The sequence below is a fragment of the Buttiauxella sp. JUb87 genome (assembly GCF_004361975.1).
Lineage (GTDB): Bacteria > Pseudomonadota > Gammaproteobacteria > Enterobacterales > Enterobacteriaceae > Buttiauxella > Buttiauxella ferragutiae.
In genome coordinates this window covers 251,644-273,990 of the sequence record NZ_SNVY01000002.1, presented here as the reverse complement: position 1 = coordinate 273,990, position 22,347 = coordinate 251,644, and the positions used below count along the sequence as shown (strand labels likewise).

Annotated in this window: 21 protein-coding genes; 17 read left to right on the top strand and 4 right to left on the bottom strand. The window is 52.0% G+C overall.

The features are described from left to right. Window positions 1-211: 211 nt before the first annotated feature. The gene (locus EC843_RS09615; protein WP_064542333.1) at window positions 212-1,315 is read left to right on the top strand and encodes a branched-chain amino acid ABC transporter substrate-binding protein; all 1,104 of its coding nucleotides are present in this window, start codon (window positions 212-214) and stop codon (window positions 1,313-1,315) included. A 127-nt stretch (window positions 1,316-1,442) separates the two neighbouring features. On the opposite strand, the gene panM is transcribed toward EC843_RS09615, so the two are convergent. After that, window positions 1,443-1,823 carry an aspartate 1-decarboxylase autocleavage activator PanM gene (gene panM / locus EC843_RS09610; protein ID WP_133522158.1) on the bottom strand — a complete coding sequence of 127 codons (381 nt, stop codon included), beginning with the start codon at window positions 1,821-1,823 and terminating at the stop codon, window positions 1,443-1,445. Between the two features lie 419 nt (window positions 1,824-2,242). Here panM and livK point away from each other — a divergent pair, with 419 nt between their 5' ends. The 10 genes from livK to ugpQ all read left to right on the top strand — a co-directional run bounded on the left by livK (window position 2,243) and on the right by ugpQ (window position 12,295). Next, window positions 2,243-3,352 carry a high-affinity branched-chain amino acid ABC transporter substrate-binding protein LivK gene (livK, locus tag EC843_RS09605; protein ID WP_121814691.1) on the top strand — a complete coding sequence of 370 codons (1,110 nt, stop codon included), beginning with the start codon at window positions 2,243-2,245 and terminating at the stop codon, window positions 3,350-3,352. Window positions 3,353-3,424: 72 nt separating this feature from the next. After that, window positions 3,425-4,351 (top strand): high-affinity branched-chain amino acid ABC transporter permease LivH, encoded by a 927-nt coding sequence (gene livH, locus EC843_RS09600; RefSeq protein ID WP_064542342.1) that lies wholly within the window; start codon window positions 3,425-3,427, stop codon window positions 4,349-4,351. Beyond that, on the top strand, window positions 4,348-5,634 hold the full coding sequence (locus tag EC843_RS09595; RefSeq protein ID WP_064542345.1) for a high-affinity branched-chain amino acid ABC transporter permease LivM: 1,287 nt from the start codon (window positions 4,348-4,350) through the stop codon (window positions 5,632-5,634). Before livH ends, EC843_RS09595 begins: the two co-directional genes overlap by 4 nt. Continuing rightward, window positions 5,631-6,398: a high-affinity branched-chain amino acid ABC transporter ATP-binding protein LivG gene (gene livG, locus EC843_RS09590; protein WP_064542348.1), complete on the top strand. Its 768-nt coding sequence runs from the start codon at window positions 5,631-5,633 to the stop codon at window positions 6,396-6,398. The genes EC843_RS09595 and livG overlap by 4 nt, the downstream gene beginning before the upstream one ends. Before the next feature lie 17 nt (window positions 6,399-6,415). Next, window positions 6,416-7,129: a high-affinity branched-chain amino acid ABC transporter ATP-binding protein LivF gene (gene livF, locus EC843_RS09585; protein ID WP_064542553.1), complete on the top strand. Its 714-nt coding sequence runs from the start codon at window positions 6,416-6,418 to the stop codon at window positions 7,127-7,129. Between the two features lie 198 nt (window positions 7,130-7,327). After that, window positions 7,328-8,647: a sn-glycerol-3-phosphate ABC transporter substrate-binding protein UgpB gene (gene ugpB / locus EC843_RS09580; protein ID WP_133522157.1), complete on the top strand. Its 1,320-nt coding sequence runs from the start codon at window positions 7,328-7,330 to the stop codon at window positions 8,645-8,647. A gap of 107 nt (window positions 8,648-8,754) precedes the next feature. Then, complete coding sequence (gene ugpA, locus EC843_RS09575) at window positions 8,755-9,642, top strand: sn-glycerol-3-phosphate ABC transporter permease UgpA (protein WP_121814694.1); 888 nt, start codon at window positions 8,755-8,757, stop codon at window positions 9,640-9,642. Beyond that, window positions 9,639-10,484 carry a sn-glycerol-3-phosphate ABC transporter permease UgpE gene (ugpE, locus tag EC843_RS09570; protein WP_064542356.1) on the top strand — a complete coding sequence of 282 codons (846 nt, stop codon included), beginning with the start codon at window positions 9,639-9,641 and terminating at the stop codon, window positions 10,482-10,484. The genes ugpA and ugpE overlap by 4 nt, the downstream gene beginning before the upstream one ends. A gap of 3 nt (window positions 10,485-10,487) precedes the next feature. Next, window positions 10,488-11,558 carry a sn-glycerol-3-phosphate import ATP-binding protein UgpC gene (locus tag EC843_RS09565; RefSeq protein WP_064542359.1) on the top strand — a complete coding sequence of 357 codons (1,071 nt, stop codon included), beginning with the start codon at window positions 10,488-10,490 and terminating at the stop codon, window positions 11,556-11,558. Then, a complete protein-coding gene (gene ugpQ / locus EC843_RS09560) occupies window positions 11,555-12,295 on the top strand; it encodes a glycerophosphodiester phosphodiesterase (protein WP_133522156.1) in 741 nt (246 codons plus the stop codon). The genes EC843_RS09565 and ugpQ overlap by 4 nt, the downstream gene beginning before the upstream one ends. 89 nt (window positions 12,296-12,384) lie before the next feature. Here the strand turns inward: ugpQ and EC843_RS09555 are convergent, their stop codons facing one another. Further along, window positions 12,385-12,789: a DUF2756 family protein gene (locus EC843_RS09555; protein WP_064542365.1), complete on the bottom strand. Its 405-nt coding sequence runs from the start codon at window positions 12,787-12,789 to the stop codon at window positions 12,385-12,387. A 159-nt stretch (window positions 12,790-12,948) separates the two neighbouring features. On the opposite strand from EC843_RS09555, the gene ggt reads away from it, so the two are divergent. Beyond that, entirely contained in the window at window positions 12,949-14,697 is a 1,749-nt protein-coding gene (gene ggt / locus EC843_RS09550; RefSeq protein ID WP_208111318.1) for a gamma-glutamyltransferase, read from the top strand. Window positions 14,698-14,787: 90 nt separating this feature from the next. Here the strand turns inward: ggt and yhhY are convergent, their stop codons facing one another. Beyond that, window positions 14,788-15,285, bottom strand: coding sequence for an N-acetyltransferase (gene yhhY / locus EC843_RS09545; RefSeq protein ID WP_133522155.1), 498 nt, complete (start codon window positions 15,283-15,285; stop codon window positions 14,788-14,790). 502 nt (window positions 15,286-15,787) lie between these two features. Here yhhY and EC843_RS09540 point away from each other — a divergent pair. The 5 genes from EC843_RS09540 to gntU all read left to right on the top strand — a co-directional run bounded on the left by EC843_RS09540 (window position 15,788) and on the right by gntU (window position 20,764). Beyond that, window positions 15,788-16,825: an oxidoreductase gene (locus EC843_RS09540; RefSeq protein WP_133522154.1), complete on the top strand. Its 1,038-nt coding sequence runs from the start codon at window positions 15,788-15,790 to the stop codon at window positions 16,823-16,825. Between the two features lie 123 nt (window positions 16,826-16,948). Beyond that, window positions 16,949-17,644, top strand: a complete 696-nt coding sequence (locus EC843_RS09535; protein ID WP_064542376.1) for a pirin family protein — start codon at window positions 16,949-16,951, stop codon at window positions 17,642-17,644. Window positions 17,645-17,749: 105 nt separating this feature from the next. Further along, complete coding sequence (gene gntR, locus EC843_RS09530) at window positions 17,750-18,745, top strand: gluconate operon transcriptional repressor GntR (RefSeq protein WP_064542379.1); 996 nt, start codon at window positions 17,750-17,752, stop codon at window positions 18,743-18,745. Between the two features lie 148 nt (window positions 18,746-18,893). After that, complete coding sequence (gntK, locus tag EC843_RS09525) at window positions 18,894-19,427, top strand: gluconokinase (protein WP_064542383.1); 534 nt, start codon at window positions 18,894-18,896, stop codon at window positions 19,425-19,427. Continuing rightward, window positions 19,424-20,764: a gluconate transporter gene (gene gntU / locus EC843_RS09520; RefSeq protein WP_121814698.1), complete on the top strand. Its 1,341-nt coding sequence runs from the start codon at window positions 19,424-19,426 to the stop codon at window positions 20,762-20,764. The genes gntK and gntU overlap by 4 nt, the downstream gene beginning before the upstream one ends. A 46-nt stretch (window positions 20,765-20,810) precedes the next feature. Here gntU and xylB read toward each other — a convergent pair whose 3' ends face one another. After that, window positions 20,811-22,265, bottom strand: coding sequence for a xylulokinase (gene xylB / locus EC843_RS09515; RefSeq protein ID WP_133522153.1), 1,455 nt, complete (start codon window positions 22,263-22,265; stop codon window positions 20,811-20,813). Window positions 22,266-22,347: the final 82 nt, after the last annotated feature.

Here is a 22,347-nt window from a genome sequence, read left to right as displayed (position 1 = left end):
CAGATAAAAAACCGCCTTCCGGGGCGGTTTTTTTATGCCTGTCACTTTCCCATTCAGCTTGTGAAAAAATTGTTATTCCAAAAGCCGTAAATTCGGGTATGTTTTTAACTCTGAATGCGGTGAAGGCACACACGGTATTCGTCAATCAAAAATAAAACCGTGCCAAAACAACACAACAAATACCAATCACAACAAAAATGGGGATCTCAGGATGAAAATGAAGGGCAAAGCGTTATTGGCTGGTTGTATTGCACTTGCGATGAGCAACGCGGCATTTGCGAAGGATATCAAAGTAGCGGTAGTTGGGGCGATGTCTGGCCCGGTTGCACAATATGGCGACCAGGAATTTACCGGTGCAGAACAAGCGGTTGCAGATATTAATGCCAAAGGCGGCATCAAAGGCGACAAACTGGTTATCACCAAATACGACGACGCTTGTGACCCGAAACAAGCGGTAGCGGTCGCCAACAAAGTGGTTAACGATGGCATCAAATACGTTATCGGCCACCTGTGTTCTTCTTCCACTCAGCCTGCGTCTGACATCTACGAGGACGAAGGCATTCTGATGATTACCCCGGCGGCAACAGCACCTGAGCTGACTGCGCGTGGTTACAAACTGACAATGCGTACTACCGGCCTGGATTCTGATCAGGGCCCAACGGCGGCAAAATACATTCTTGATCACGTAAAACCGAAAAACATCGCGATCATTCATGACAAACAACAGTACGGCGAAGGCCTGGCTCGCTCTGTTCAGGACAACCTGAAAAAAGGCGGCGCAAACGTAGTGTTCTTTGACGGTATCACTGCCGGCGAGAAAGACTTCTCCACGCTGGTAGCGCGTCTGAAGAAAGAAAGCATCGACTTCGTGTATTACGGTGGTTACCACCCAGAAATGGGCCAGATCCTGCGTCAGTCTCGCGCAGCAGGCCTGAAAACTCAGTTCATGGGTCCAGAAGGTGTGGCAAACGTTTCTCTGTCTAACATCGCCGGCGAATCTGCTGAAGGCTTGTTAGTCACCAAACCTAAGAACTACGACCAGGTTCCTGCGAACAAACCAGTTGTGGATGCCATCAAAGCGAAGAAACAAGACCCAAGTGGCGCATTCGTCTGGACAACCTACGCAGCGCTGCAATCTCTGGCTGCGGGCCTGAACAAGTCTGAAGATCCGGCTGAAATCGCTACTTATCTGAAAGGCGCTTCTGTGGAAACCGTAATGGGTCCATTGAGCTGGGATGCGAAAGGGGATTTGAAAGGCTTTGAGTTTGGCGTGTTTACCTGGCATGCCAACGGTACAGCGACTGACGCTAAGTAAGTTTTACAATACCCGCTCTTGTAGAGCGGGTATTTTGCTGGATGACGCTGGCGCTGGCGCTTATCCACCCTACAGGGCACGGTTTTCGTAGGTCGGATAAGCGCCAGCGTCATCCGACGCATTCATCTCATTTCCCCCAACTACCACTTTGCTCCGCAAACCCTACCGCCCGCATAAACGCCGTCATAACATCACGCTCTTCCACACCAACGTCACTCATCCACCATCTGGTGATGTCTGGGTTATCGCGAATCACCTCTTCGACTAAATACTGCCCAACGCCACGACGACGGGTAATTTCACGTACCCGCAGCGAATCTAAAGCGCCTTCGGCACCCGCAAGTGTGACGCGTACCGCGCCTAATAGCCGATCGTTAAATTTTGCCGCGTAAATACGGTGGGCGTCACTAAGAGCCAGTGAGGCGCTGGAATATTCCGGCCAGATCTTTGCAAGATCAATCTTATCCTGAGCACTACACTCAAACAGACGAATGATGGTGAGTTTCATAAGCGAGCTAACCAAAAAGCGGGAAAACCCCGAGTGTAACCAATTTATTTGCGTCAGACGCTTTATCTTTTATCTGCCATATACCAGACGATTAATTTTTGCCTCAAACGTATGCCAGTTTGATAAGTGGTGGATTGAAAAATGGCCAGTATAAAACCCTAAAACCTAGTGTTTTATTCCGCTCTTTGTATCGCTATTTTATGCTGAAAAAGGTGCTTTTTTTTGTTTAACTATCATCAAATACAGAATAATATCTTTGCTTAATAGCCTGAAAAATAGAGAGTTTAGCCTTAAATATTGTAAATATTAACGCTAAGCCCTTAACGACACTCATAAAAATGGCTAAAGGTTGAAAAGTGAACAGCATGCTTTTTGACCATAATAAAACCACAAAATCACGATAAATGGGGATTCAAAGAATGAAAGTAAACGCGAAGACATTACTCGCCGGGTTTGTTGCTTTGGCGGTGTCTCACGCGGCAGCGGCAGCAGACATTAAGGTTGCGGTTGTTGGTGCTATGTCAGGGCCGGTTGCGCAGTGGGGCGACATGGAATTCAACGGTGCTCGCCAGGCAATCAAAGACATCAACGCTAAAGGCGGCATCAAAGGCGACAAACTTGTTGCGGTTGAATACGATGATGCTTGTGACCCGAAACAAGCCGTTGCGGTTGCCAACAAAATCGTCAACGACGGTGTGCGTTACGTTATCGGCCACCTCTGCTCCTCTTCTACTCAGCCAGCGTCTGATATCTACGAAGACGAAGGCATTCTGATGATTACCCCTGGTGCGACTAACCCAGAGCTGACAAGCCGCGGCTACAAAATGATTATGCGTACCGCTGGCCTGGATTCTTCTCAGGGCCCAACCGCCTCTAAATACATTCTTGAAACCGTGAAGCCAAAGCGCATCGCCATCATTCATGACAAACAGCAGTACGGCGAAGGCCTGGCGCGCTCTGTACAAGATGGCCTGAAAAAAGGCGGCGCGGACATCGTCTTCTTCGACGGGATCACCGCGGGCGACAAAGATTTCTCCACGCTGGTTGCGCGTCTGCAAAAAGAAAACATCGACTTCGTTTACTACGGTGGTTACTACCCGGAAATGGGGCAGATCCTGCGTCAGGCGCGTGCTGTTGGCCTGAAAACCCAGTTTATGGGACCAGAAGGTGTGGGTAACGCATCGCTGTCCAACATCGCGGGTGCGGCGGGTGAAGGGATGTTAGTCACCATGCCAAAACGCTATGACCAGGACCCGGCGAACAAAGTTATCGTTGATGAACTGAAAGCTGAGAAGAAAGATCCAAGCGGCCCGTATGTGTGGATCACCTACGCTGCGGTGCAATCTCTGGCGACCTCGCTTGAGCGTACTGGTAGTGAAGAACCTGCTGATTTAATTAAAGACTTAAAAGAAAACGGTGCGAAAACCGTGATTGGGCCGCTGAACTGGGATGAGAAAGGCGATCTGAAGGGATTTGAATTTGGTGTCTTCCAGTGGCATGCCGACGGTTCGTCCTCTGTGGCGAAGTAACGGCTGATAATTCTGGGTCATCCCTCCTCTCCGGCGGCTATGCGCTGGAGGGGAAATAAATAAGGTTATTGTATGTCCGAGCAGTTCCTCTACTTCCTGCAGCAGATGTTTAACGGCGTCACGCTGGGCAGCACTTATGCGTTGATTGCCATCGGTTACACCATGGTTTACGGCATTATCGGCATGATCAACTTCGCCCACGGCGAGGTGTATATGATTGGCAGCTATGTCTCGTTCATGATCATCGCAGCGCTGATGATGCTGGGCATTGATGTGGGCTGGATGCTGGTCGGCGCCGGTTTCATTGGCGCGATTGTTATTGCCAGTGCTTACGGCTGGAGCATCGAACGTGTCGCGTATAAACCGGTGCGTAACTCTAAGCGACTGATTGCACTAATCTCTGCTATCGGGATGTCGATCTTCCTGCAAAACTACGTTAGCCTCACTGAAGGTTCACGCGACATCGCACTGCCAAGCCTGTTTAACGGCCAGTGGGTCATCGGCGCAAGTGAGAACTTCACCGCGACTATCACCACCATGCAGCTGGTTATTTGGGTAGTGACGTTCATCGCGATGCTGGCACTGACGCTGTTTATTCGCTATTCCCGCATGGGCCGTGCGTGCCGTGCGTGTGCAGAAGATTTGAAAATGGCGAGCCTGCTCGGCATTAACACTGACCGCGTTATCTCTCTGACCTTCGTGATTGGCGCTGCCATGGCGGCGGTAGCGGGCGTTCTGCTCGGCCAATTCTACGGCGTTATCAACCCATACATCGGCTTTATGGCCGGGATGAAAGCCTTCACCGCAGCGGTTCTTGGTGGTATCGGCAGTATTCCTGGCGCGATGATTGGTGGCCTGATTTTAGGTGTTGCAGAAGCGCTGACCTCGGCGTATCTGAGCACCGAATATAAAGATGTTGTCTCCTTTGCACTGCTCATCGTGGTTCTGTTGGTGATGCCAACTGGTATCCTGGGCCGTCCGGAGGTAGAAAAAGTATGAAACCGATGCATGTTGTTTTAGCACTCCTGTCGGCGGCAATCTTCTTCGTTCTGGCGGGCGTCTTTATGGGCGTTCAGCTGAGTCTCGATGGGACTAAACTTGTCGTTCACAGTGCGGAAACGGTGCGCTGGGAGTGGGTTCTGATTGGTACGGCGATTGTCTTCGTCTTCCAGTTGCTGCGCCCTGCATTCCAGAAAGGCATGAAAAAAGTCTCCGGACCGAAGTTTGTGCTGCCTGCGTTAGACGGTTCTACGCCGAAGCAAAAACTGTTCCTGTTGGCGCTGCTGGTGCTCGCGGTTGCGTGGCCGTTTGTGGTTTCACGCGGCACGGTCGACATCGCCACGCTGACCATGATTTATATCATTCTCGGCCTGGGCCTGAACGTGGTGGTGGGGTTGTCCGGCTTGCTGGTTCTGGGCTATGGCGGTTTTTATGCCATCGGCGCTTATACCTTCGCGTTGCTCAACCATTATTACGGCTTAGGGTTCTGGACGTGCTTGCCAATCGCGGGCCTGGTGTCTGCGGCGGCGGGTTTCCTGCTCGGCTTCCCGGTGCTGCGTTTACGCGGCGACTACCTGGCGATTGTGACGCTCGGCTTTGGTGAAATCGTCCGTATTTTACTGCTTAACAACACCGAAATTACTGGTGGGCCGAACGGTATCAGCCAGATCCCAAAACCAACGTTGTTTGGTCTGGAATTCAGCCGTAGCGCGCGTGAAGGGGGTTGGGATACCTTTAGCAACTTCTTCAACGTTGCGTATAACCCCGGTGACCGCATTATCTTCCTGTACCTCGTTGCGTTGCTATTAGTGGTGTTGTCGCTGTTTGTGATTAACCGCTTGCTGCGTATGCCGCTCGGCCGCGCATGGGAAGCGTTGCGTGAAGACGAAATCGCTTGCCGTTCGCTGGGTCTGAACCCGACGCGCATCAAGCTGACCGCCTTTACCATCAGCGCCGCGTTCGCAGGCTTTGCCGGTACGCTGTTTGCGGCCCGTCAGGGCTTTGTGAGCCCGGAATCCTTCACCTTTGCCGAATCTGCATTCGTGCTGGCGATCGTCGTGCTAGGCGGTATGGGCTCGCAATTTGCCGTTATCCTCGCCGCAGTCCTGTTGGTGGTGTCACGCGAACTGATGCGTGATCTCAACGAATACAGCATGCTGGTGCTCGGTGGCCTGATGGTGCTGATGATGATCTGGCGTCCACAAGGCTTGCTGCCAATGTCACGCCCTCAGTTGAAGCTTAAAAAAGAGCAAGTGGAACAAGTGAAAGGAGAGCAGGCATGAATCAGCCATTGTTATCCGTAAACGGCTTGATGATGCGTTTTGGCGGCCTGCTCGCCGTAAACAATGTTTCTCTGGAACTGCATCCACAAGAAATTGTTTCGTTAATCGGCCCGAACGGTGCCGGTAAAACCACGGTATTTAACTGCCTGACCGGTTTTTACAAGCCATCAGGCGGTACGATTCTGTTGCGTGACCAGCACCTTGAAGGTCTGCCTGGCCAACAAATCGCGCGGATGGGTGTGGTGCGTACTTTCCAGCACGTGCGTCTGTTCCGTGAAATGACCGTGATTGAAAACTTGCTGGTGGCTCAACATCAGCAACTGAAAACCGGCGTGTTTGCTGGTTTACTGAAAACACCTGCTTTCCGCCGCTCACAAAGCGAAGCGCTGGATCGTGCAGCCATCTGGCTTGACCGTATCGGTCTGCTTGAGCAGGCCAACCGCCAGGCAAGCAACCTTGCGTATGGCGATCAGCGTCGCCTGGAGATTGCGCGTTGTATGGTGACGCAACCAGAAATCCTGATGCTCGATGAACCCGCCGCAGGCCTTAACCCGAAAGAAACCCACGAACTCGACGAGTTAATCATGGAGTTACGTAACCACCACAACACCACCGTGCTGTTAATCGAGCACGACATGAAACTGGTGATGGGCATTTCTGACAGGATTTACGTGGTAAACCAGGGGACGCCGCTTGCGAACGGCACACCGGAACAAATCCGGAATAACCCTGACGTAATCCGCGCGTATCTGGGTGAAGCATAAGAATGGGTGAGGCAAAGATGGAAAATATCATGTTGTCATTTAACCAGGTGAGCGCCCATTACGGAAAAATCCAGGCGCTTCACGGGGTCAGTCTGCATATTAAACAGGGCGAAATCGTCACTCTGATTGGTGCGAACGGTGCGGGCAAAACCACGCTGTTGGGTACACTGTGCGGTGACCCGCGCGCATCCAGCGGCAAGATTACCTTTGATGGCAAAGACATCACCGACTGGCACACCGCTCGCATCATGCGTGAAGCGGTGGCGATTGTGCCGGAAGGCCGCCGCGTGTTTTCACGTATGACGGTGGAAGAAAACCTGGCGATGGGCGGCTTCTTCGCGGAACGCGACCAGTATCATGAACGCATCCAACGCGTATACGAACTGTTCCCGCGCCTGCTGGAACGCCGTATTCAACGTGCGGGAACCATGTCCGGCGGTGAACAGCAAATGCTGGCGATTGGCCGTGCGCTGATGAGCCAACCGCGCTTACTGCTGCTGGACGAGCCGTCGCTTGGCCTCGCGCCAATCATCATTCAGCAGATTTTCGATACCATCGAGCAGCTGCGCAGCGAAGGCATGACCATCTTCCTCGTCGAGCAGAACGCCAACCAGGCGCTGAAACTCGCTGACCGTGGCTACGTGCTGGAAAACGGCCACGTGGTACTGGAAGACACCGGCGACGCGCTGCTGGCTAACGAAGCGGTGCGTAGCGCCTACCTCGGCGGCTAAATTATCGCTTAATCAACAAGGAGCCTTTTGGCTCCTTTTTTATGACAATACTCCGATCACCACTTTCCCTTCACCTCACTGTAACAATTCTGTCACCCCACGGTTATTTTTCTGTCATTCGCGCATGTCATGTTTTGATGCGAACAAAAACGCGTATTTTCGCGCAGTGACCTAATGACAACCTCCAGGGATATACACATGACTGCATCGTTACGACTCACAACACTTTGCCTTGCGCTTGGATGCGTACTTAGCAGCAGCGCTATCGCCGCCACCTCCATTCCGTTCTGGCATTCAATGGAAGGTGAACTGGGCAAAGAAGTCGATTCACTGGCTCAACGCTTCAACCAGACGCACCCTGATTACAAAATTGTCCCGGTGTATAAAGGTAATTACGAACAAAACCTGGCGGCAGGGATTGCGGCTTTCCGTTCGGGCAATGCGCCAGCCATTTTGCAGGTTTATGAAGTGGGTACGGCGACCATGATGGCCTCGAAAGCCATCAAGCCGGTATATGAAGTTTTTAGCGATGCAGGCATTAAGTTCGACGAATCTCAGTTTGTGCCAACGGTTTCCGGTTACTACACCGATTCAAAAACCGGGCGTCTGCTCTCCCAACCATTTAACAGCTCCACGCCAGTTCTGTATTACAACAAAGACGCCTTTAAGAAAGCTGGCCTGAACCCGGATCAGCCACCAAAAACCTGGCAAGACCTGGCCGAGTACACCGCCAAACTTAAAGCGGCAGGCATGAAATGCGGTTATGCCAGTGGCTGGCAAGGCTGGATTCAAATCGAAAACTTCAGCGCCTGGAACGGCCTGCCGGTTGCCACCAAAAACAACGGTTTTGATGGCACCGATGCGGTTCTGGAATTCAACAAACCCGAGCAAGTGAAACACATTGCGATGCTGGAAGAGCTGAACAAGAAGGGCGATTTCAGCTACTTTGGCCGCAAAGATGAATCTACCGAAAAGTTCTACAGCGGGGATTGCGCCATCACCACCGCGTCTTCTGGCTCGCTGGCTGATATCCGTCAATACGCCAAATTCAACTACGGCGTGGGCATGATGCCTTATGACTCTACTATTCCGAACTCGCCGCAAAACGCCATTATCGGCGGGGCAAGTTTGTGGGTGATGCAGGGTAAAGACCCCGCGACTTACAAAGGTGTTGCCGAGTTTATGCAGTTCCTCACTCAACCAGAAATTGCGGCTGAATGGCACCAGAAAACCGGTTACTTACCTATCACTAAAGCTGCTTACGACCTGACGCGTGAACAAGGCTTTTACGAGAAAAACCCAGGTGCTGATATCGCCACGCGCCAGATGCTGAACAAGCCGCCATTGCCGTTCACTAAAGGCTTGCGTCTGGGCAACATGCCGCAGATTCGTGCCGTTGTGGATGAAGAGCTGGAATCGGTATGGACCGGCAAGAAAACCCCTCAGCAAGCATTAGATAGCGCGGTTGAGCGTGGTAATCAGTTGCTGCGCCGTTTCGAGCAATCGACTAAGTCTTAAGTTTTTCAGTGTCGGATGACGCTTCGCTTATCCGACCTACGAATGGCTGTTTGTAGGTCGGGTAAGGCAAAGCCGTCACCCGACATTGTTCAGGAAAAGAATTACTTATGTCATCTTCTCGTCCGGTGTTCCGTTCCGGCTGGTTGCCGTATGCGCTAGTGCTGCCGCAACTGCTTATCACCATTATCTTTTTTATTTGGCCTGCGGGCGAAGCGTTGTGGTATTCACTGCAAAATGTCGATCCGTTTGGACTTTCAAGCACGTTTGTTGGCCTGGAAAATTTCAAACAACTCTTCCATGACAGCTACTATCTCGACTCTTTCTATACCACCTTAATTTTCAGTGGATTAGTCGCTGGTAGCGGTTTGCTGGTGTCGCTGTTTTTCGCCGCGCTCACGGATTACGTCATTCGTGGCAGCCGAATTTACCAAACGTTAATGCTGCTGCCGTATGCGGTGGCTCCGGCGATTGCTGCCGTACTGTGGATTTTCCTGTTTAACCCCGGGCGCGGCCTGCTAACTCACGTGCTTGAGCAGTTTGGTTACCACTGGAACCACGCACAAAACAGCGGCCAGGCGATGTTCCTTGTGGTGTTTGCCTCGGTGTGGAAGCAAATCAGCTACAACTTCCTGTTCTTCTTTGCGGCGTTACAGTCGATTCCGCGTTCGTTGATTGAAGCTGCTTCTATTGACGGGGCAGGCCCGGTACGGCGCTTCTTCAAGCTGTCGTTACCGCTGATTGCGCCGGTGAGTTTCTTCCTGCTGGTGGTTAATCTGGTGTACGCCTTTTTCGATACCTTTCCGGTTATCGACGCCGCGACCGGCGGTGGACCAGTACAAGCGACGACCACGCTTATCTACAAAATTTATCGCGAAGGTTTTGCCGGACTCGATCTTTCCGCGTCGGCGGCGCAATCCGTGGTGTTGATGTTCTTAGTCATCATCCTGACCGTGATTCAGTTCCGCTTCGTGGAACGTAAGGTGCGCTACCAATGATTGAGAACCGCCGCGGGCTGACGATTTTCAGCCACACGATGCTGATTCTGGGCATTATCGTGATTTTGTTCCCACTGTATGTCGCGTTTGTCGCGGCGACACTGGATAACGAAGCCGTCTTCCAGACGCCGATGACGCTGATTCCAGGCACGCATCTGCTGGAAAACATGTCTTATATCTGGACGCACGGCGTCGGTGCCAACAGTGCGCCGTTCGGCCTGATGCTGCTAAACAGTTTTGTCATGGCGATGGTCATCACCATTGGCAAAATCACTGTCTCAATGCTTTCAGCCTTTGCGATTGTCTGGTTCCGCTTCCCGTTCCGTAACCTGTTCTTCTGGATGATTTTTATCACCCTGATGCTGCCGGTTGAAGTGCGTATTTTCCCGACGGTAGAAGTTATCGCAAACCTCAAAATGCTCGACAGCTACACCGGCCTGACGCTGCCGTTAATGGCTTCGGCAACCGCTACTTTTTTGTTCCGCCAGTTCTTTATGACGCTTCCCGACGAGTTAATGGAAGCGGCACGTATCGACGGCGCATCGCCGATGCGCTTCTTCCGTGACATCGTTTTGCCGCTCTCAAAAACTAATCTCGCAGCACTCTTTGTCATCACCTTTATCTACGGCTGGAACCAGTATCTCTGGCCGCTGCTGATTATTAGCGACGTCAACCTTGGCACCGCCGTGGCGGGTATTAAAGGCATGATGTCTTCTGGTGAAGGCTCCACCCAGTGGAACCAGGTGATGGCGGCGATGCTGCTGACGCTGATTCCGCCGGTAATTATCGTTTTAGCCATGCAACGAGCGTTCGTGCGTGGCCTTGTTGATAGTGAGAAGTAACCCATGGCAGGACTAAAACTACAGGCAGTGAGCAAAAGTTGGGACAACAAAACTCAGGTCATTGAGCCGCTGACGCTGGATGTCGCAGACGGTGAATTTATCGTGATGGTGGGGCCGTCGGGCTGCGGTAAATCGACGTTGCTGCGCATGGTTGCCGGGCTTGAGCGCGTCACCAGCGGTGATATCTGGATTGACCGCCAGCGCGTCACCGAAATGGAACCGAAAGAGCGTGGCATCGCGATGGTGTTCCAGAACTACGCCCTTTATCCGCATATGAGTGTGGAAGAAAACATGGCGTGGGGGCTGAAAATCCGCGGCATGGGCAAAGCGCATATTCAGCAGAAAGTGGTGGAAGCGGCGCGTATTCTTGAACTCGATGGCTTGCTTAAACGCCGCCCACGCGAACTTTCCGGCGGCCAACGCCAGCGTGTGGCAATGGGGCGCGCCATTGTGCGCGACCCGGCAGTTTTCCTCTTCGATGAACCGTTATCCAACCTGGATGCCAAACTGCGCGTACAAATGCGCCTCGAATTACAACAGCTGCACCGCCGCCTGAAAACTACCAGTTTGTACGTGACGCACGACCAGGTCGAAGCGATGACGCTGGCGCAGCGCGTGATGGTGATGAACAAAGGCGTCGCCGAACAAATCGGCACGCCTGTTGAAGTCTACGAACGCCCGGCCAGCCGCTTTGTGGCGAGTTTTATCGGCTCGCCCGCCATGAACCTGCTGGAAGGTAAAATCAGTGCTGACGGCACGCGTTTTGAGCTGGCAAGCGGCATGGCGTTGCCATTAGGCAATGCGCCGAATGGGCTTCAGGGGCTTGCGGTGACGCTGGGTATCCGCCCGGAACATATTGCGCTAAGCTCACAATCCGCAGGCGGCGTGCCCTTTTTGGTGGATACGCTGGAGATGCTCGGTGCAGATAATTTAGTGCACGGGCGCTGGGGCGAGCAAAAAATGGTGGTGCGCCTGGCGCATCAGGAACGCCCACAACCCGGTAGCACGCTGTGGCTACATCTGCCTGAAAATCATCTACATTTCTTTGCTAAAGATAATGGACAACGTTTATGAGCAACTGGCCATACCCGAAAGTCGCGGCCCATCGTGGCGGTGGCAAACTGGCACCGGAAAATACGCTGGCAGCGATTGATGTCGGTGCGCGTTACGGGCACACCATGATTGAGTTCGACGCCAAGCTTTCACAGGATGGGCACATTTTCCTGCTGCATGACGACACTCTGGAACGCACCAGTAACGGCTGGGGCATCGCGGGCGATTTAACCTGGGATAAACTGCTGAATGTCGATGCCGGAAGTTGGTATAGCGGTGAGTTTAAAGGCGAACCATTGCCGCTGCTTTCTCAAGTTGCCGCGCGGTGTAAGCAACATGGCATGATGGCGAATATTGAAATCAAACCGACCACCGGTACTGATGCGCTAACCGGAAAAACGATCGCGCTGGCAGCACTTGAATTATGGCAAGGGCAAACCGCGCCATTGCTGTCTTCGTTTTCTATCGAAGCGCTGGAAGCCGCACAATTTGCCGTGCCTGAATTACCGCGTGGGTTGTTACTCGACGAATGGCGCGATGACTGGCGTGAACTGACCGCCCGTCTGGGTTGTGTTGCCATTCACTTGAATCATAAATTGCTCGATGAAGCGCGTGTGCAGGAGCTGAAAGCGGCGGGATTACATATTCTGGTTTATACGGTGAATAATCCCCAACGAGCAGCTACACTGCTGCGCTGGGGTGTGGATATCATCTGTACCGACTGTATCGACCAAATTGGTGCAGATTTTACGTACTAAATGCCAGGTCCATGTCGGATGACGCAAGCTTATCCGACCTACGGTAAGGGGGGGTAAGCGGTCATCCACCATTTTCCTTACGTCGGGGCTTAATGAGTCCCAGGATTCAACATGCTGCCATTGGTCGTCGGTTGCAGCATATGCTGTTGCCCGCTGCTGGTCGCGCTACTGTTTAACATGCCACCATTGGTATTTGGCAACACTTGTTGTGTCCCGACATCCAGCTCATTTGCAGGCGTTGTTGTCGATTTAAAGACGCCCTGCGAATTGTTATTTATCTGCGATTCCAGATGCTGTTGCTGCACGCGGGTTTGCGTTTGTAACTGCTGATTTAACATCCCTTTTTGTTGTATCTGCTGGGTTTGCATTTGTTGCTGCATCCGTTGCTGACTGGGGATCTGATAACCCTGTTGATTGGGATTATTCAGGGTATTAATCGGCTGTGCCAAACAGGTCAATGGCAGCAAAGCTGCCAGCATAAGTATTTTTTTCATCGTCACTTCCTCCATTTGGGGGATCTACTAAGTTTAATCGTTTTCTGACACTACGATGATTATTTAGGATTTTTAGCCAGGCGGGTTTCCAATTTTGGGCCAGGCTTATCGTGGGATTCCCCAAACATGGAGAACATAACGATGAAGCAGTGGAAAAATATTCGTCTGGAAATTCTGCGTTGGATGACCATTCCTGCGCTAATGATAGGACTGTGCCTTTCTGTTAGTGCCGCACCGCCTCCGGTTGCGGCTCCTGTATCTTACGGCGTCGAAGCCGATGTCTTCCATCCAGTACGTGCTGAAAATGGCATGGTTGCCTCGCAGGATTCGCTGGCCACACAAGTCGGTGTCGAGATTCTCAAGCAGGGCGGGAATGCGGTCGATGCCGCTGTTGCAGTCGGTTTTGCGCTGGCGGTAACCCACCCGCAGGCGGGGAACATCGGCGGCGGTGGCTTTATGATGCTGCGCACCAAAGATGGTAAAACCACCGCCATTGATTTCCGTGAAATGGCACCAGAAAAAGCATCGCGTGACATGTTCCTCGATGCGCAAGGCAATGCAGACAGCAAAAAATCTCTTACCTCACATCTTGCATCAGGCACGCCTGGCACCGTGGCGGGCTTCGCTCTGGCGCTGGAAAAATACGGCACACTGCCGCTGAACAAAGTTATCCAGCCTGCAATCAAACTGGCACAGGACGGTTTCACGGTGAACGATGCACTGGCTGAAGACCTGAAAGTTTATGGTGCAGAAGTTCTCCCGAATCATCCAAACAGCAAAGCTATTTTCTGGAAGGCTGACGGCGAACCGCTGCAAAAGGGCGATAAACTGGTGCAAACCAACCTCGCCAAAAGCCTGGAAATGATTGCCGAAAATGGCCCGGATGCGTTCTACAAAGGCGCAATTGCTGACCAGATTGCCGAAGAAATGGCAAAGAATGGCGGGTTGATTAGCAAGGTTGATCTGGCGAATTACAAAGCCGTAGAACGTGCGCCGATTAGCGGTGATTACCGTGGCTACCAGATTTTCTCCATGCCACCACCGTCTTCAGGCGGCATCCACATTGTGGAAATCCTCAATATTCTGGAAAACTTCGATCTTGCCAAATACGGTTTTGGCAGCGCTGATGCGATGCAATTAACGGCTGAAGCGGAAAAATATGCCTATGCCGATCGTTCGGAATATCTCGGTGACCCTGACTTTGTGAAAGTGCCGTGGCAGGCGCTGACCAACAAAGCCTACGCCAAATCGCTGGCTGAGCAGATAGACATCAACAAAGCACGTCCATCGAGCGAAATTAAACCCGGTAAACTGGCGCCATATGAAAGCAACCAGACCACGCATTTCTCGGTGGTGGATAAAGACGGCAACGCTGTAGCGGTGACTTATACGCTCAATACCGTGTTCGGTACGGGCATTGTGGCAGGTAACACCGGCATCCTGATGAACAACCAAATGGATGATTTCTCTGCAAAACCTGGTGTGCCGAATGTCTACGGGCTGGTGGGTGGCGATGCCAACGCCGTTGGGCCGCATAAACGCCCGCTGTCGTCGATGTCGCCGACAATCGTGGTGAAAGATGGCAAAACCTGGCTGGTAACCGGCAGCCCTGGCGGTAGCCGTATCATCACCACTGTGCTGCAAATGGTGATGAACACCATCGATTACGGGATGAACGTTGCCGAAGCCACTAACGCGCCGCGCTTCCATCACCAGTGGTTGCCTGATGAGCTACGAGTCGAAAAAGGTTTTAGCCCGGATACAGTCAAATTGCTGAAAGATAAAGGGCAGAACGTGAAGGTGAAAGAAGCGATGGGCAGTACGCAGAGCATTATGGTAGGGCCAGATGGTGCGTTATACGGTGCTTCTGACCCGCGTTCGGTGGATGATTTGACTGCCGGATATTAAGTTTGCCCCTCACCCCGGCCCTCTCCCAAAGGAGAGGGAGAAAGCCGTCGAGTCCCCTCTCCTGAGGGAGAGGGTTAGGGTGAGGGCGATCTATTCCGGCTTAAACCGCGCCATAAAATACGCATCCACATACTGACCATCGCGCAGCGCGTAATTCTTACCGGTGCCCTCAATCTCGAAACCGAACTTACGATAAACCGCCACGCCGGGTTCGTTATCAACAAACACTGTCAGTTCAATGCGCTCGATGCGCAGCCAGTTATCACACAGGTCGGTCATGGCTGCCATTAATGCACTTGCGATACCGCGATTGCGATGTTGCCCGCAAACGCTAAGACCAAATGTTGCCACATGGCTACGACGCGGGTTTTGTTCGACAGACAGCGCCAGATGCCCTGCTACAACATCGTCGACACAAGCCACCAGCTGTTTGCGTCCTGCGGGTGGATGCTTCATTCGTTCTTCCCACATTTCAAGAGAAGGATGAGGGAGTTGTAGCGTGTTGTGATAAACCTCTGACTGGGCATTAATCTGACGTAAAGCATCAAGATCTCTTAATTCAGCGTGGCGTATCACGATCTCACTCATTCCTTTTCTCCTCAAATAGTTAAGTAACCTCTTAAACATCAGTGACTTTTTAGTTTTCGTCAACTGCTAAGTTTTTCTAAAAATTAGTAGACAAGTGCGAATGATAATGATTATTATTGCCATGCGTTCAGGGGAGACCCCTACGGAGATAACCTGAAAGCACGACATTGCTCACATTGCTTCCAGTATTACTTTAGCCAGCCTTGAGCTGGCTTTTTTTTATTCTTTTTTCAGCCTGGCTTACTTACCATTTTGTCCCCGAGCTGTGCTCGAAATCCTCACGTACTTTAAGTACGCTCCGGTTTCTGCGCGCAGGTCGTGAACAAACTGGCTGCGCCGCCGACGGCTGATCCATGAACAGTTCCAACTAATTTGGGCAAAGCAGTCACTTTGTCTTTTCGTAGGGCGGATAAGCGCAGCGTCATCCGCCAAAAAACGCGGTGCCAAAAAACCAAAGAATGAAGTAGGGTAATTGCAATTTAAAGTCAAAAAGGACGAAGCAATGACCCTACACTGCGCTTTTATAGGTTTTGGCAAAAGCACTACCCGCTACCACCTGCCTTACGTTCTGGTTCGCAAAGATAAACTTCACGTCGCGCATATTTTCCGTCGCCATGAAAAACCAGAAATTGAGCAGCAACCGCAATACAGCCACATCCATTTCACCAGCCAGCTTGATGACATTCTCAACGACCCGCAGGTCAAACTGGTGGTGGTATGTACTCATCAGGATAGCCATTTCGAATATGCAAAACGCGCGCTGGAAGCGGGCAAAAATGTGCTGGTGGAAAAGCCTTTCACCCCGACACTGGCTGAAGCTAAACAACTGTTTGAACTGGCTAAAGCGAAAGGACTGACCGTCACGCCTTATCAGAATCGCCGTTTTGATTCCTGTTTCCTGACGATGAAAAAAGCCATCGAAAGTGGCAAGTTGGGCAAAGTTGTTGAAATAGAAAGCCACTTTGATATGTATCGCCCGGCAGCGGCAACCGCACCAGGCACCTTTGCAGATGGTGCTTTCTACGGCCTTGGCGTGCACACCATGGACCAGATCATCTCAATTTTTGGCCGCCCGGATCGCGTCGCTTACGATATTCGTAGCGTGCGCAATAAGGCTAATCCAGACGATACCTTTGAAGCACAGCTGTTTTACGGTGACCTGAAAGCTATTGTTAAAACCAGCCACCTGGTGAAAATCGACTATCCGAAATTCCAGGTTCACGGCACCAAAGGCTCGTACCTTAAATACGGTATCGACCAGCAAGAAACCAGCCTCAAGGCTTACATCATGCCCGGTGAGCCGGGCTTTGCAGCAGACAGCAGCGTCGGCGTGCTTGAATACGTCAACGACGCGGGTGAAACCGTGCGCGAAGAGATTAAACCGGAGCAGGGCGACTATGGCCGCGTGTACGACGCGCTGTATGAAACCATTGTTAACGGCAAACCTAATTACGTCAGCGAAATTGAAGCACTGACCAACCTCGAGATCCTTGAGCGCGGTTTCGAACAGCCTTCTCCTTCTGTCGTGACCCTCGCTTAGCTCCGCTCTGACGCCTCTGACTCGTTCACTTTTTTTGAACAGAGGCGTCAATTTTCACCCTCTATGATCATTTCCGATTCGGGTCCACACTTAGCCCATCAAACGAATTGCGGAGAAATGAAGATGATCTTTTTAAGAAAAGCTGAAGAACGTGGTCACGCCAATCATGGTTGGTTGGATAGCTGGCACACCTTCTCATTCGCTAACTATTACGATGCCAATTTCATGGGTTTCTCGGCATTACGTGTGATTAACGAAGACGTCGTGGAAGCCGGTGAAGGCTTTGGGACTCACCCACACAAAGACATGGAAATCCTGACCTATGTACTGGAAGGTGCGGTTGCGCATCGCGACAGCATGGGTAACGAAGAACAGGTTCCAGCGGGGGAATTCCAGATTATGAGTGCCGGTACCGGGATTACTCACTCGGAGTACAACCCAAGCAAAACCGAGCGCCTGCGTCTGTACCAAATCTGGATCATCCCGGATAAAACAGGCATCACGCCGCGTTACGATCAGCGTCGTTTTGATGCACCACAGGGCCGCCAACTGGTGCTGTCTCCAGATGCTCGTGACGGTTCCCTGAAGGTGAATCAAGATATGGAATTGTCGCGTTGGGCATTGGCTAAAGACGAACAATCTGTCTACCAGATTCCGGCAGATCGCCGCATTTGGCTGCAGGTTGTCAAAGGTGATGTGTCTATCAACGGGACTCAGGCAAAAACCAGTGATGCTATTGCTGTGTGGGATGAACAAGCGATTTCGATTCATGCTAATGAAGCAAGTGAAGTCCTGCTGTTTGATTTACCACCAGTCTAATAAATACTGATAGTTACCGGTCACAACCTTCCTCAAAACAGGGGGAAGGTTGTGCTTTGTCCGTGCTAAACTTCGTTGTCGATAGTCAACCAGTACAGCAGGATAATGAAAAAGAAAAGACCGGTATTACAGGACGTTGCAGACCGCGTAGGGGTGACCAAAATGACGGTCAGCCGATTTTTACGTAACCCTGACCAGGTTTCCGCGACGTTACAGGTAAAAATTGCTGCCGTACTTGATGAACTTGGCTACATTCCCAACCGCGCACCAGACATCCTTTCTAATTCCACAAGCCGCGCTATCGGCGTGTTACTACCCTCGCTGACCAACCAGGTTTTTGCGGAAGTGCTGCGTGGCATTGAAAACGTGGTTGATGCTTACGGCTACCAGACCATGCTCGCTCACTACGGCTACAAACCTGAGCTGGAAGAAGAGCGTCTGGAATCAATGCTTTCCTGGAATATCGACGGCTTGATCCTCACCGAACGCACCCATACCCCGCGCACCCTAAAAATGATTGAAGTGGCAGGTATTCCGGTAGTGGAACTGATGGACAGCATTTCACCGTGTCTCGACATCGCCGTGGGGTTTGATAACTTCGAAGCCGCACGCCAAATGACTGCCGCGATAATTGCCCGTGGTCACCGTCACGTTGCGTATCTTGGCGCACGCCTTGATGAACGTACCGTGATCAAGAAAAAAGGCTACGAGCAAGCGATGCTGGACGCCGGTCTGGTGCCGTACAGCGTGATGGTCGAACAATCCTCTTCTTACTCCACTGGTATCGAATTGTTCCGCCAGGCGCGTCGTGAATATCCGCAGCTCGACAGTATCTTCTGTACTAACGATGACTTAGCTATTGGCGCGGCATTTGAATGCCAACGCCAGGGGCTGAGCATTCCAAAAGATATGGCGATTGCCGGTTTCCACGGCCACGATATTGGTCAGGTTATGGAACCCCGTCTTGCCAGTGTGTTAACGCCGCGTGAACGTATGGGGCGCATTGGTGCTGAGCGTTTACTGGCGAGAATTCGCGGTGAAGCAGTGACGCCGCAAATGCTCGATTTGGGCTTTACACTTTCCCCTGGCGGTTCAATTTAGCGCCATAATTTTTGATATAGTTCACACTTATTCACTTTTTAAGTGAATGGTTATTGCTTATTGCGAACGCTCTACTGACAATGTTACCGATAACAGTTACCCGTAACAATTTCTTATAACAAATTGTTGCGCCAGTCGGAGCTACGCGATGAGCACTACCAACCACGACCACCATATCTACGTCCTGATGGGCGTTTCTGGCAGCGGTAAATCTGCTGTTGCAAGCGAAGTTGCACACCAACTCAAAGCGGCATTCCTGGACGGCGACTTCCTGCATCCACGCTGCAATATCACGAAAATGGCTTCCGGTGAGCCGCTTAACGATGAAGATCGCAAGCCGTGGCTACAAGCATTAAACGATGCAGCTTTCGCTATGCAGCGCACCAACAAAGTCTCCTTGATCGTTTGCTCTGCGTTGAAAAAAGTCTATCGCGACCAATTACGTGAAGGTAACCCGAATCTCTCTTTCATCTACATGAAAGGTGATTTTGAAGTGATTGAAAACCGCCTGAAAGCACGCAAAGGCCACTTCTTCAAAACGCAGATGCTGGTGACTCAGTTTGAAACGCTGCAAGAGCCGAAAGCGGATGAGCCAGATGTTCTGGTGGTAAATATCGACCAGTCACTGGAAAACGTGGTGGCGAGCACCATTGAGGTCATTAATAAAGGCAGTGCGCAGTGAGTACATTAACGCTTGTTTTAACAGCAGTTGGCTCGGTTTTGCTGCTGCTGTTTTTAGTGATGAAGGCGCGAATGCACGCCTTCGTTGCTTTGATGGTGGTTTCAATTGGGGCAGGGATATTTTCCGGGATGCCGCTCGATAAAATCGCGGCAACCATGGAAAAAGGGATGGGCGGAACGCTTGGCTTTCTGGCTATCGTCGTCGCGCTCGGCGCGATGTTTGGCAAGATTCTTCATGAAACCGGCGCGGTAGACCAGATTGCGGTCAAAATGCTGAAGTCTTTTGGTCACAGTCGCGCGCACTATGCGATTGGCCTGGCTGGCCTGATTTGTGCGCTGCCGCTATTCTTCGAAGTCGCTATTGTATTGCTGATAAGCGTAGCCTTTTCCATGGCGCGCCACACCGGCACTAACCTTGTTAAACTGGTTATTCCTCTGTTTGCGGGCGTTGCAGCCGCTGCGGCATTTCTGCTGCCTGGGCCTGCGCCAATGCTGCTCGCCTCCCAAATGCACGCCGATTTTGGCTGGATGATTCTGCTGGGTCTGTGCGCGGCGATTCCAAGTATGATTATTGCCGGGCCGCTGTTTGGTAACTTCATCAGCAAATACGTCGAACTGCATATTCCTGACGACATCACTGAACCGCACCTGGGCGAAGGCAAACTGCCATCGTTCGGTTTCAGTCTTTCGCTGATCCTGCTGCCGCTGGTGTTAGTTGGCATGAAAACTATCGCTGCGCGTTTCGTCGAGCAGGGTTCCAGCTTGTACCAGTGGCTGGAATTTATCGGCCATCCGTTCACGGCGATTCTGGTTGCTTGCCTGGTGGCGATTTACGGTCTGGCGTACCGCCAGGGTATGGCGAAAGAGAAGGTCATGGAAATCTGTGGTCACGCGCTGCAACCTGCGGGAATCATCCTGCTGGTTATCGGTGCGGGCGGCGTGTTCAAACAAGTGCTGGTGGATTCAGGTGTTGGCCCGGCATTGGGCGAAGCGTTGACTGGCCTGGGCTTGCCAATTGCATTGACCTGCTTCGTGCTGGCGGCAGCGGTGCGTATCATCCAGGGTTCGGCAACCGTAGCTTGTCTGACTGCAGTTGGCCTGGTGATGCCGGTTATCGAACAGCTCAACTACAGCGGCGCACAAATGGCAGCATTGTCGATTTGTATTGCTGGGGGTTCTATCGTCGTGAGCCACGTTAACGATGCCGGTTTCTGGCTTTTCGGTAAATTTACCGGCGCGACAGAAGGGCAAACCCTGAAAACCTGGACCATGATGGAAACCATTCTTGGTACCACTGGTGCAGTTGTCGGGATGATTGCGTTTACGCTGCTGTCTTAAGTATGTGATTTAACGCTCTGGTAAATCCAGAGCGTTATGTTTTGTGTCACGACATCAGCGGTAACAACTGCTGATAAATCTGGTTAAACACTTTTCTACGTGCCTGATATTGCTCATGTCGGGCCATGTCTGGTTTGTGCTGTTGCTCAAGCGGTAACTGCGGAAGCAGCGCTTGCAGCGGTTTATCTGGCGACATGGCGATTTGCGCCAGCCGTGCTGCACCCAGCGCTGGGCCGACATCTCCACCGGTGCGATAATCTAGCGTTTGCCCACTGATATCTGCCAGCATTTGCCGCCAGTACGGGCTGCGCGCCCCACCGCCAATCAGTGTGACACTTTGCGGTGTGACTCCGCAGGAATGCACCACGTCCATACCATCCGCCAGCGCATAACCTACGCCTTCTAACACGGCGCGGGCCAGTTCGGCTGGCCCATGCTGATGGGTCAGGCCAAAGAAAACGCCTTTTGCCTGTGGATTATTGTGCGGCGTACGCTCGCCAGACAGATACGGTAAAAACCAGATCTCACCAGCGTCTTCATCGGCTTTTTCGGCGGCTTCCAGCAGTGCCGGAACGCTCTCGATACCGGTTAATTTTGCCGCCCAATCGAGACACGATGCGGCGCTGAGCATCACTGACATGAGGTGCCAGCGATGGGGTAGAGCATGGCAGAAGCTGTGGACGGCACTTTCCGGTTTACTGAGGAATCCTTCACTTACCGCAAAGTAAACGCCAGACGTTCCCAACGATAACATAGCCTGGCCCGCATCCATCATGCCGACACCGACTGCGCCCGCGGCGTTATCGCCACCGCCTGCAACCACCGGTACGGCAGGCATATTCCACGCACGTGCGACGTCTGCTTTCAATGTGCCAGTAATCTCGCTGCCTTCGAATAAATCTGGCATTTGCTGGCGACTCAACTGGCACGCGTCGAGCATTTTATCGCTCCAGTCGCGCTTCGTGACATCCAGCCACATGGTACCTGCGGCGTCAGACATATCGCTGGCAAACACGCCGCTCATACGCAGACGCAGGTAATCTTTCGGCAGCAGGACTTTATCTATTTTCGCGAAGACTTCAGGTTCATGGCGTTTCACCCACAGCAGTTTTGGTGCGGTAAAACCTGGCATCATCAGGTTGCCGGTAATTTGGCGGGAATCGGGTACGCTTGCTTCAAGCAAGGCGCACTCTTCTGCGCTGCGACCGTCATTCCATAAAATTGCCGGGCGCAACACGTTCTGCTGGCTATCGAGCAGTGTTGCACCGTGCATCTGCCCAGCAATCCCCAACGCTTTCACATCTTTAAGAGAGTGCTGCTCGCCGAGCGCTTTCATTGCGCGGTCTGTTGCTTGCCACCAGTGCTCTGGATCTTGCTCCGACCATAACGGATGTGGACGTGACACGGTCAGCGTTTCAGTCCTTGAAGCCAGCACTTCGCCTTGCTCTCCGAGCAAAATCGCTTTCACACCCGAGGTGCCGAGATCGATTCCGATGTACATATCGACTCCTTACAAACGCGCCACGTAAAACGTGGCGCGGGAATTCGTAGGGTGGATAAGCAAAGCGTCATCCACCATTTCA

Excerpts from the sequence above, each read along its gene's own strand:
- EC843_RS09615 (WP_064542333.1), top strand. The coding sequence starts at position 212 with ATGAAAATGAAGGGCAAAGCGTTATTGGCTGGTTGTATTGCACTTGCG.
- panM (WP_133522158.1), bottom strand. The coding sequence starts at position 1,823 with ATGAAACTCACCATCATTCGTCTGTTTGAGTGTAGTGCTCAGGATAAG.
- livK (WP_121814691.1), top strand. The coding sequence starts at position 2,243 with ATGAAAGTAAACGCGAAGACATTACTCGCCGGGTTTGTTGCTTTGGCG.
- livH (WP_064542342.1), top strand. The coding sequence starts at position 3,425 with ATGTCCGAGCAGTTCCTCTACTTCCTGCAGCAGATGTTTAACGGCGTC.
- EC843_RS09595 (WP_064542345.1), top strand. The coding sequence starts at position 4,348 with ATGAAACCGATGCATGTTGTTTTAGCACTCCTGTCGGCGGCAATCTTC.
- livG (WP_064542348.1), top strand. The coding sequence starts at position 5,631 with ATGAATCAGCCATTGTTATCCGTAAACGGCTTGATGATGCGTTTTGGC.
- livF (WP_064542553.1), top strand. The coding sequence starts at position 6,416 with ATGGAAAATATCATGTTGTCATTTAACCAGGTGAGCGCCCATTACGGA.
- ugpB (WP_133522157.1), top strand. The coding sequence starts at position 7,328 with ATGACTGCATCGTTACGACTCACAACACTTTGCCTTGCGCTTGGATGC.
- ugpA (WP_121814694.1), top strand. The coding sequence starts at position 8,755 with ATGTCATCTTCTCGTCCGGTGTTCCGTTCCGGCTGGTTGCCGTATGCG.
- ugpE (WP_064542356.1), top strand. The coding sequence starts at position 9,639 with ATGATTGAGAACCGCCGCGGGCTGACGATTTTCAGCCACACGATGCTG.
- EC843_RS09565 (WP_064542359.1), top strand. The coding sequence starts at position 10,488 with ATGGCAGGACTAAAACTACAGGCAGTGAGCAAAAGTTGGGACAACAAA.
- ugpQ (WP_133522156.1), top strand. The coding sequence starts at position 11,555 with ATGAGCAACTGGCCATACCCGAAAGTCGCGGCCCATCGTGGCGGTGGC.
- EC843_RS09555 (WP_064542365.1), bottom strand. The coding sequence starts at position 12,789 with ATGAAAAAAATACTTATGCTGGCAGCTTTGCTGCCATTGACCTGTTTG.
- yhhY (WP_133522155.1), bottom strand. The coding sequence starts at position 15,285 with ATGAGTGAGATCGTGATACGCCACGCTGAATTAAGAGATCTTGATGCT.
- EC843_RS09540 (WP_133522154.1), top strand. The coding sequence starts at position 15,788 with ATGACCCTACACTGCGCTTTTATAGGTTTTGGCAAAAGCACTACCCGC.
- EC843_RS09535 (WP_064542376.1), top strand. The coding sequence starts at position 16,949 with ATGATCTTTTTAAGAAAAGCTGAAGAACGTGGTCACGCCAATCATGGT.
- gntR (WP_064542379.1), top strand. The coding sequence starts at position 17,750 with ATGAAAAAGAAAAGACCGGTATTACAGGACGTTGCAGACCGCGTAGGG.
- gntK (WP_064542383.1), top strand. The coding sequence starts at position 18,894 with ATGAGCACTACCAACCACGACCACCATATCTACGTCCTGATGGGCGTT.
- xylB (WP_133522153.1), bottom strand. The coding sequence starts at position 22,265 with ATGTACATCGGAATCGATCTCGGCACCTCGGGTGTGAAAGCGATTTTG.